At 36.0% G+C, this 8,966-nt stretch carries 8 protein-coding genes, 1 tRNA gene and 2 pseudogenes; 4 read left to right on the top strand and 7 right to left on the bottom strand.

Annotated elements, in window-relative coordinates; translation table 11 throughout:
- Window positions 1-171: 171 nt before the first annotated feature.
- On the bottom strand, window positions 172-2,463 hold the full coding sequence (locus tag K1J10_RS06580; protein ID WP_223356304.1) for a hypothetical protein: 2,292 nt from the start codon (window positions 2,461-2,463) through the stop codon (window positions 172-174).
- Complete coding sequence (locus K1J10_RS06575) at window positions 2,456-2,671, bottom strand: hypothetical protein (RefSeq protein ID WP_045759313.1); 216 nt, start codon at window positions 2,669-2,671, stop codon at window positions 2,456-2,458. The genes K1J10_RS06580 and K1J10_RS06575 overlap by 8 nt, the downstream gene beginning before the upstream one ends.
- Window positions 2,672-2,807: 136 nt before the next feature.
- Between K1J10_RS06575 and K1J10_RS06570 the strand changes: the two genes are divergently transcribed.
- From K1J10_RS06570 to K1J10_RS06555, 4 genes and pseudogenes are all read left to right on the top strand, one after another.
- Entirely contained in the window at window positions 2,808-3,725 is a 918-nt protein-coding gene (locus tag K1J10_RS06570; protein ID WP_125370774.1) for an IS1595 family transposase, read from the top strand.
- Complete coding sequence (locus tag K1J10_RS06565) at window positions 3,715-4,170, top strand: hypothetical protein (protein ID WP_045759311.1); 456 nt, start codon at window positions 3,715-3,717, stop codon at window positions 4,168-4,170. The genes K1J10_RS06570 and K1J10_RS06565 overlap by 11 nt, the downstream gene beginning before the upstream one ends.
- A gap of 2 nt (window positions 4,171-4,172) precedes the next feature.
- Entirely contained in the window at window positions 4,173-4,460 is a 288-nt protein-coding gene (locus tag K1J10_RS06560) for a hypothetical protein (protein WP_223356302.1), read from the top strand.
- Window positions 4,453-4,977: pseudogene (locus tag K1J10_RS06555) on the top strand (DUF6036 family nucleotidyltransferase); the annotation flags it as partial. The gene K1J10_RS06560 and the pseudogene K1J10_RS06555, both read left to right, overlap by 8 nt.
- A gap of 23 nt (window positions 4,978-5,000) precedes the next feature.
- Here K1J10_RS06555 and K1J10_RS06550 read toward each other — a convergent pair.
- The 5 genes and pseudogenes from K1J10_RS06550 to hpt form a co-directional block, all read right to left on the bottom strand.
- Window positions 5,001-5,201 (bottom strand): annotated as a pseudogene (locus K1J10_RS06550) (helix-turn-helix domain-containing protein); the annotation flags it as partial.
- A gap of 127 nt (window positions 5,202-5,328) precedes the next feature.
- A complete protein-coding gene (locus K1J10_RS06545) occupies window positions 5,329-5,811 on the bottom strand; it encodes a sigma-70 family RNA polymerase sigma factor (protein WP_140814430.1) in 483 nt (160 codons plus the stop codon).
- A 170-nt stretch (window positions 5,812-5,981) separates the two neighbouring features.
- Window positions 5,982-6,053, bottom strand: a tRNA-Glu gene (locus K1J10_RS06540).
- Window positions 6,054-6,439: 386 nt separating this feature from the next.
- Window positions 6,440-8,413 carry an ATP-dependent zinc metalloprotease FtsH gene (gene ftsH, locus K1J10_RS06535; RefSeq protein ID WP_223356300.1) on the bottom strand — a complete coding sequence of 658 codons (1,974 nt, stop codon included), beginning with the start codon at window positions 8,411-8,413 and terminating at the stop codon, window positions 6,440-6,442.
- Between the two features lie 10 nt (window positions 8,414-8,423).
- Window positions 8,424-8,966 carry a hypoxanthine phosphoribosyltransferase gene (gene hpt, locus K1J10_RS06530; RefSeq protein ID WP_223356298.1) on the bottom strand — a complete coding sequence of 181 codons (543 nt, stop codon included), beginning with the start codon at window positions 8,964-8,966 and terminating at the stop codon, window positions 8,424-8,426.

Raw genomic sequence — 8,966 nt, 5'->3', positions numbered from 1 at the left:
TTTCTGGCCTGACGATAACGATTTTGGGCAGCATCTGCATAATAGTGTTGGTAGTAGACCTTCTTATTATTAATTTGGGGAACTATATATCAGTTTACACTAAACACAATATATAGTGCTTACGAGAATATGAAAAAGGCGTCTTCCAAGCGGAAGTCGTCTTTTTTATGCTTATTTCAAAAATTCATACTCAAATAAAAATGGCACAATTTCAGAATTATAATATTCTTTTATCATTGTTTTCAATGTATTCAAGTGTCCGTTTAATTCGGGATAGTTATAGATTGTTTTATCATTTTCATCTTTTTCAGATGTGTTAAGTTCATCAATAATCTGATAAACTGAATACGTCAATTTAGAATTATAATTTTCCGTTTTCTTAGCTTCTGTTAGGACTTTTTCCCATTGTTCAAATAAAGCAGTCTCTTTAGAACCTTGTTTCAATTTTGCTAAGTTGACTGTTGCTAGCGTATCTCCATTAGAGTTATCCAGTGACAACTCATTGCGGTAGAATCGTCCATCAGAACCATATAAACTTCTCATGTGATTTTGCGTTTCAAGTGTTGTGAAGAGCAGAATTTTCAATAAGTCTTGTTCAATCTTGTTACTTGATACAGCTTTATTAAAACGTTCAGCGCCATCAGCAGATTTCATAATATTAGCACGCTGTGTCCAGTGACGATTATAAGTAATGTAGCGACTGGCGGCAAACATTGGGAGCTTTTCGATGAAATTGTCTTTTCTTAATGGGAAATACCCTGCACCATTATATAGACTAGCAACTAGTAGAGAAGAAGCTAAGTCAGGATTGTCAAAATTCACTCCAGAAGCTCGCAAATAGCCAATTAGATTGTTATTTATAATTGTCTGAGAAGTAATTTTATTCGTGCCTACTAATTTTGCTCCATTTAACCCCAATACAAAATCAGATAATTTATCGTCACTAAATTTCCGTTTGTCGTAATACACATTACTATATTTCGTATAAATACGATTGATGGTTAAATCTTCTTCTTGTAAGATTTCGTTATTGGCTATATTGAATGCTTCAAGGGTAATATTATCTAATTTTTCATCTACATTTGACCAAAGAATACAAGAAACTAACGCATCAATTTTAGTGTGAAAATGTCTTCGGTTGAAAGCAAATCCACTTTCAAACTTTTTATCAATGAGATGAATTTCTTTCCAATATTTGATTGGGCTATAAATAATGTAACTATCAGTAGGCTGACGAAGATAATATTTGAAACCACTCCAAATAAAGATATTTCCCATCTCATTTACACCCATTCCCTTGATTTCTTGTTTCATCTGTTTCATTAAATAACTTTGTTTCCATTGAGATGATGATGAAGTCTTTTTTGCTTTTTGATGTTCTATACTGCGTGTATCTGCGTAGGGTGGGTTTTCATACAAAATAATTGTTACTTTTGGGTCGTTGATATAGCGTTGAATAATTTCATTATTGATATATTCCTCGCTAAGAGCATCCGCTCCTCGGACTAGCCCCATATTAAAAGTATCTTCTTTTTCAGTTGGTGGAATGATATGACGGACTTTATCTCCAAGCAATTCCAGCAGAACTTTGTATTCATAATATTCTATAGTTGAAAGAACACAGTGACTTAATTCCTCGTCGCTCATCAATTTCTCAAGGTTTCCAGTTCCGGCACATCTATCCAAAATAATATAATCATTTCCTTCTGGAACACGTTTAATAGCTTGTCGGACTAGCTCCAATGACTTTTGAACATAAGGTTCAGGAGTGTAGAAAGCTCCTAAATTTTTCTTTTGCAAATTATCATTGAGTTTATCCATCAAATATTGAAATTGAACATTAGTTTCACCGATATAAGGATTGATAAACTCTTTTAGTTTCTCAGGTTTCCGAATTTCACCAATAATTTTAACTTTACCAGTATGGTCACCGATAAAATCTGACTTTTTAGCTCCTTTGTTTTCACGATAAAAACGTTCTGCCCAACCAACAATACAGTTTTCGTCGATGTTAATTTTTGTATATTGCTTTGAACGTAGTAAAGTAATAAGACGACTTTCGTCTAGTTGACTTTGACCGTATTCTAAAACTTCAATAGGAGCATCAGAAGAAAAACCAGAGGTTTTTACACTTGCACCACCAAAATATACTTTTTCGATATGTATTAAATATTCCTGACTATCAAAAACGTAGATTTTTTCATTCGTTAGCGACACAAGCAGAATGTTTTTGGGAATTTCTTTTCCTTTGATTCTCCGAGCGGATAGATATTTGATGGCTTGGAATAGAACAGTGTTAATATCATTGATAACAACTTTAAATTCAATCAGATTTCCATTTACAATACCATCTGTATAATCCGTTAAAATATCATCTGTTTTCAAAGTTTTATCAACAAGAGGTAGATAATCTTGATAAAACTTGAGTTGTCCGTCAACTTCGTTTGAGAAATGGTTAGGCATATTGTAGCTCCCCATTTCTCTCTAAAAACAACTCAGAAAACTCAACATAAAAAGCCTTCTCACAAAAATGTGAAAAAGCCTGTTTTAATGCTTGACAAAAAACACGCCCGATTACATAATCAGTGTGAGCTGTGAGCTGTGAGCTGTGAGCTGTGAGCTGTGAGCTGTGAGCTGTGAGCTGTGAGCTGTGAGCTGTGATTGCGTTCATAATACTTAATTTCCTTTATTTTTGATACTTCTATTATATCAAAATTTTGGAACCTTGCATAGTAGAAGTTTACATTTTTATTGACAAATATTCTTGTTTTCGATATAATATAATCAAGAAGTAAGGAGTATCAGTTATGAAGTTTGAGTTTAAGTCATTATTTGATTTACAATCTGCTTTTCCAGACGAACAGTCATGTATTGACCATTTAGAAAATATGATTTGGGGCGATGTGATTATCAGCCCTTTTGATGCTACTTCAAAGGTCTACAAATGCAAAGGTAACAAATACCGCTGTAAAAATACTGGAAAATACTTCAATGTCAAGACTGGTACTCTTTTTGACAATACTAAAATTGAACTTCGTAAATGGTTTATGGCAATTTGGCTTGTGACTTCTCACAAAAAAGGAATCTCATCTGTGCAATTATCAAAAGATATTGGTGTTACGCAAAAAACAGCTTGGTTTATGCTGGAACGTATCCGTAAGTGTTTTAGTTCTGAAAACAACAATAGTCTTGATGACGTTGTGGAAGTTGATGAAACCTACATAGGTGGTAAAAATAAGAATCGTCATAACTCCAAAAAAGTCAAAAATGCTCAAGGGCGTTCATTGAAAGACAAATCTGCTGTAGTAGGCATGGTACAACGTCAGGGTAAAGTTAATGCTCATCATGTACCAGATACAAAGACGAAAACATTGACTGAACAGATTGTCAAATACGTAAAGGAAACAGCTCAACTTTACACAGATGAATGGCTGGGTTATAATAAAGTAGCTAAGATGTATAATCATGACTTTGTTAATCATGGAACTAGCGAGTATGTGCAAGGTAATGTTTATACCAACACGATTGAAGGCTTTTGGGCTGGATTGAAACGTGGAGTATTAGGAATTTACCATTCGTGGTCTAAGAAATATCTTCAAGACTATGTAGATGAATTTGTTTTTCGTTATAATACTCGTGACTATTCGGATAGTGAGCGTTTTAATCTCCTGATTTCAAATGCCTGTGTCCGAACTAAATACAGGGAGCTGATTTATGGCTACTAATACATTACATGACCTACATTTTGAATTGGAAAGGTCCATCGCTCGTAGAGTTGATAGTAAGCTGATTGGCTATCAGGTCAGCCTTTCAGATGGTTTTTACAATAAGTACACCAAACTCTGGGATAAGACCTATTCCTTTGATTTTGTTACTGAACATCGCTCTTTTTATACTCAACTGACAAAACGTTGTGTTTATGACGTACTTGGAGATAGTCAAAAGAAAATTGACAGAAAGGCTATTGCCAAACAAATGGCAGAGTTAGAAGCCTTGGTTGATATTGCAGAAAGTAAAGAGGAGTTTCAGAACTTTTTTGAGAAAAAATACAGTCTCAAATTTCCTAATTTGAACGATTGCATTTATCAGAAGAAAAAAGAGTTATCTGATTTTGACAAAAAACTTTGGATAGCAATGCACTATAACCCTAGAAAAGATGAGGGGGAATAATAATGACAACATGGTACGATTACATGGTGAGAGCTAGTGAACATGCTGGAAGTGACGGTGATTTGTGGTTTCGCTATCTTTATAAGGTCATTAAAGATGAGGAGACTAAACTAACTACTGATGATGTAGAGCAATTGTTGAAAAGTCCTACCTTAACACCTTTCCAAAAAATAACCCTTCAAGATGCTTTAACAGAAGGCACACACACAAGAGAACACGTTTTGCAGGCGAACCGTAAAAGTCATCCAAAAGATATTTTGAAACTCTTTAGAGAGGGTAACTATGGATAAGAAAGTTTTATTTGAGGCTCTCAATACAGAATTAGCTAAGGAAAACATTGACCTAGAAATTATCTGTGTTGGTGGCTTTGTCCTCGAATACTACAACCTTCGAGGAACACAAGATGTTGATGCTTTTTATCAAGAAGATGTTAAAATCAGAAGCATTATTGAGAAAGTTGGCGATGATTTTGACGTGAATGAGCCTGATGAGTTATGGCTGAACAACAATGTTGCAAATATGAATAAAATACCGCCACTGTCTATCTGTGAGAAGGCATTTAGCTATTCAAATTTGACTGTTTTTGTACCACCATTATCTTACATTCTCGGAATGAAACTAGACAGCGGACGAGATAGAGATAGGCAGGATTCTGGGGAAATTATTAAACTAGTGAAAATTCGTTCTATAAAAGATATTATCAATAAACTCAAAGAATATGGTTTTCAACCAGACCTTTCATTGATATTGGAAGTATTTGAGATAGCCTATGGTATGGAATGGTTGGCAGAATATATGAGTGAACATTATCTTGTGTCTAGTGTAAACTGGTATATAGTTCCCTTAATTTGTTTTACTTGCTTGACGGAACCACGACTGATTTCACGAGTAATGGTAGAGCGATTTCTCCCCAGCCGACGAGCAATCTCCGACGGTTTGAGCCCATCGTCTAAATAAGCCTCAATTTTTCCTCTTTCAACTTCAGATAAGTGTTTGTAGGATTGATTTGTGGTAGAATAATTAGTAGACATGTTCATCTTCCTTTATGCTGTTTTTCGCAATTCTAGTATATCAGATGAACGTGTCTTTTGTGTTGCACTTCATTTTACAACAGGGCTTTTTATTTTTATGAAAAAGGATGCTTTCTTACATCCTTTTTCATAAATGTTGATCCTTGAAGTCTTTCAAGTATTCTTTTAGCCTTCTCCTCATCTTTGCTCTTCCTGAAAAACGTTGATTCATCAGAAGTTTATCATAATCTTCTTTTTCTTGATCGGTTAGATTTTTTCGGAATTCTTTTAGGGCTCCTCTTAATAGGACTAGTTCATCCAAAAAGAGTTCTTTTGATCGAAGTCGATGACTGATTTCTCCAATTTCTGTATAAGGGACCTTATTTAACTTCCTTTTATCACTTTCTTGTTTTCTAACTTTATCTTTTATATGGTTACGAAACTTTGTTTTGAAGTAGGTTAATAGAATTTCTTCATTTTCTTCTACCTCCGGATTACTTATTTGTAACTCATACAGCACTAGTCTTCCCTCTTGTTCCCAATCTGCGTGATCCCAAAGATGAATATAAAATTCCTTTTCACATTTCCATACTATCCATTTTACTTTTTCATATGTTTTTTTAAAGTTCATTGGACCTCCTTTCTAACTAGTCTTCATTTTAAAGGAGGTTTTGATTTATTTGTGCTTATTTTCTATTTGGGATCTTTTCTTATTCTAATTGGTCATTATTTTGATAAGAATGTCAGAATAATGGTTTTATCAAACAAAAAAAGTTGCTACCAATGTAACAACTTTTGTGATAGTCCGTACGGGATTCGAACCCGTGTTACCGCCGTGAAAAGGCGGTGTCTTAACCCCTTGACCAACGGACCATTTTTACAACGTATTCTATTATATCAGTTCTTTTTCATCTGTCAACACTTTTTTGAAAAAAAAGAGCCGAAATTTCGGCTCCCTTGAATGTAGACAAACTATTGTTTTACATAAAAAAGCAAGATGCTTTTCAAAAAATTACTTTTATTTTTAGTCATTTAGGAAGATTAGAAACTTTTCCGCCGTGAGAAAAGTGCCTGAAACGTAATAGTTTCAGGCACTCGGAATTATTGAGACCTTAGGCTCAATAATTAGTCATGGAACTTCTTAGAAGTTCGCTGACGTCCGATCTCACCTAAGGAAAGTTTTTAGAAGACTTTATCTTCAATCTGAGGAGCCGAAATTTTCGGCTCCTTCTAAAAGCTTTAGAAGACTATAGAGTTTATTACTTATTTTCTTCCATTTTAGATTTAATTTCTTCATAAGATAATGGTTTAGATTCTTTTTCCAATTCTAAATCAGTATCTTCTGGCATTTTACCTGTTTCATACAATGACTTGATTTGAACACTATCCAAGGTTTCGTATTTCAACAAGGCCTCTGCAATCAATTTGTGGGTCTCACGATTGCTCTGGATGATTTCAGCCGCTTTATTGCGAGCTTCATTCAAAAGACTTCTTACTTCTTCATCAATTTCATATGCAGTTTGCTCTGAAATGAATTTTTGAGTCGTTTGAGCTCCAAACATAGCATGGTTGCCTTCGTATTGAACTGGACCAAGTTTTTCACTCATTCCATATTCCGTTACCATGGCACGCGCCATTTGGGTCGCTTGTTCAAAGTCATTGGAAGCTCCTGTGGTTTGGACGTTGAAGATAATTTCTTCTGCAACACGTCCTCCCATCAATCCAGCCAATTGTTCTTTCATATCTTCTTTAGAAAGAAGCATTTGGTCTTCTTTTGGAAGAGCAATCATATAACCACCAGCACGTCCACGTGGAACGATGGTCACCTTGTGAACAACACGAGCATTAGATAAGACTAAACCAACAATGGTATGCCCTGCCTCATGGTAAGCAACCAATTCGCGTTCCTTTTGAGAAACTGTTCGGTCTTTCTTGGAAGGACCAGCAATCACACGATCTTCGGCTTCATCAATATCAGATGCATCGATAACCTTCTTATTGCGACGAGCCGCTACTAGAGCTGCTTCGTTTAAGACGTTTTCAAGATCTGCTCCAACAAATCCTGGTGTTTGTTGGGCAACCAGTTTCAAGTCAACATCTTTGGCTAATGGTTTATTTTTAGCATGGACACGCAAGATAGCTTCTCGTCCTTTTACATCTGGACGACCAACTAAAACCTTCCGGTCAAAACGACCTGGACGAAGAAGGGCTGGATCTAGAACATCAGAACGGTTAGTGGCTGCAATCACGATGATACCTTCGTTTCCTTCAAAACCATCCATCTCAATCAAGAGTTGGTTAAGGGTTTGTTCCCGCTCATCATTTCCTCCACCAAGGCCAACTCCCCGTTGACGTCCAACAGCATCAATCTCATCGATAAAGATAATGGCTGGTGCTGCTTTTTTAGCGTCCTCAAAGAGTGAACGTACACGGCTTGCACCGACACCGACGAACATTTCTACGAAGTCAGAACCTGAAATACTAAAGAAAGGTACGCCAGCTTCTCCTGCAACTGCCTTAGCAAGTAATGTTTTACCAGTTCCTGGAGGGCCTTCGAGAAGGACACCTGCTGGGATACGAGCACCCAATTTTGTAAAGCGTTTTGGATCTTTTAAGAATTCAACCACTTCAACAAGTTCTTGTTTTTCTTCTTCAGCCCCTGCTACATCTGAAAAACGAACCTTGATATCTTCTTTATTGGTAGCACGCGCTTTGTTACGACCAAAGTTCATAGCACCGCGGGCACCTCCGCCGCCTCCTTGATTCATCATGGAGAAGAAGAAGAACATGACAATCACAAAGGGTACGATTGAAGTCAAAATGGTAATCCACATTCCACTTGAGCTTTCCCGTTTAATAGTGATGTCAGCCTTGTGTTCGGATGCTAAGTTTTGTAATTCTTGAACCGTCAAATCAGACGGTAAGATCACACTCGTGAAGCGAGTCACCTTACTTGGACTTGGAGTGAAAAATTGAACCCCTGTATCATCCTTGCTGGTTTTTGCTTTGTTATAGGTACCGGAAATTTCAATGACACTACCGTTTGGCTGGTAGCTAATTTCCTTGACATTGTCTGATTTAAGCTCTTTTACCAATTCTGTATAATTGATTTGTTGGCTTTGTCCGATACTGTTTCCAGCAAAGAAATACTGAAAACCTGTAACAGCAGCCACTATAATCAATAAGTATAGAAAAGGATTTCGAACAAAACCATTGTTTTTGTTATTTTTCATCTAGTTTCCTCTATTTTGAATACACTTCTTCTTTCAACACTCCGATATAAGGAAGGTTTCGATAATTTTCTTCGTAGTCTAAACCATAGCCCACAACAAACTCATTTGGAATGGTAAAGCAAGTGTAATCTGCTTCAATCTCAACTAAGCGTCCTTCAGGTTTGTCCAACAAGGTAGCAATTTTAACAGATGCTGGTTGACGTCCTTCAAATAATTCTTTCAAACTCTTAAGAGTTTTACCAGTATCAATGATATCTTCAACAAAGAGAATATCACGTCCCTTAATGTCTTGGTCCATATCTTTGATAATATTGATCACGCCTGAGCTTGATGTTCCACCATGATAACTAGACACCAACATAAAATCCAACTCAATATGCGTATCAATATGTTTGATCAATTCTGCCATAAATGGGACTGACCCTTTTAGAATCCCTACTAAAATTGGATTTTTTCCTTGGTAATCTTCTGTCAGTTTTTGACCAAGTTTACGTGCTGCAGCTACGATTTCATCGTGGGAAATGAGTATCTTTTTGATATCTTGTTCTAACAT

Source organism: Streptococcus australis (assembly GCF_019930045.1).
GTDB classification, from domain to species: domain Bacteria; phylum Bacillota; class Bacilli; order Lactobacillales; family Streptococcaceae; genus Streptococcus; species Streptococcus australis_D.
This window is presented reverse-complemented; position numbering and strand designations above follow the sequence as displayed.

Bases quoted from the DNA above. Each gene is read 5' to 3' on its own strand.
- K1J10_RS06580 (WP_223356304.1), bottom strand. From the start codon at position 2,463: ATGCCTAACCATTTCTCAAACGAAGTTGACGGACAACTCAAGTTTTAT.
- K1J10_RS06575 (WP_045759313.1), bottom strand. From the start codon at position 2,671: ATGAACGCAATCACAGCTCACAGCTCACAGCTCACAGCTCACAGCTCA.
- K1J10_RS06570 (WP_125370774.1), top strand. From the start codon at position 2,808: ATGAAGTTTGAGTTTAAGTCATTATTTGATTTACAATCTGCTTTTCCA.
- K1J10_RS06565 (WP_045759311.1), top strand. From the start codon at position 3,715: ATGGCTACTAATACATTACATGACCTACATTTTGAATTGGAAAGGTCC.
- K1J10_RS06560 (WP_223356302.1), top strand. From the start codon at position 4,173: ATGACAACATGGTACGATTACATGGTGAGAGCTAGTGAACATGCTGGA.
- K1J10_RS06545 (WP_140814430.1), bottom strand. From the start codon at position 5,811: ATGAACTTTAAAAAAACATATGAAAAAGTAAAATGGATAGTATGGAAA.
- ftsH (WP_223356300.1), bottom strand. From the start codon at position 8,413: ATGAAAAATAACAAAAACAATGGTTTTGTTCGAAATCCTTTTCTATAC.
- hpt (WP_223356298.1), bottom strand. From the start codon at position 8,966: ATGTTAGAACAAGATATCAAAAAGATACTCATTTCCCACGATGAAATC.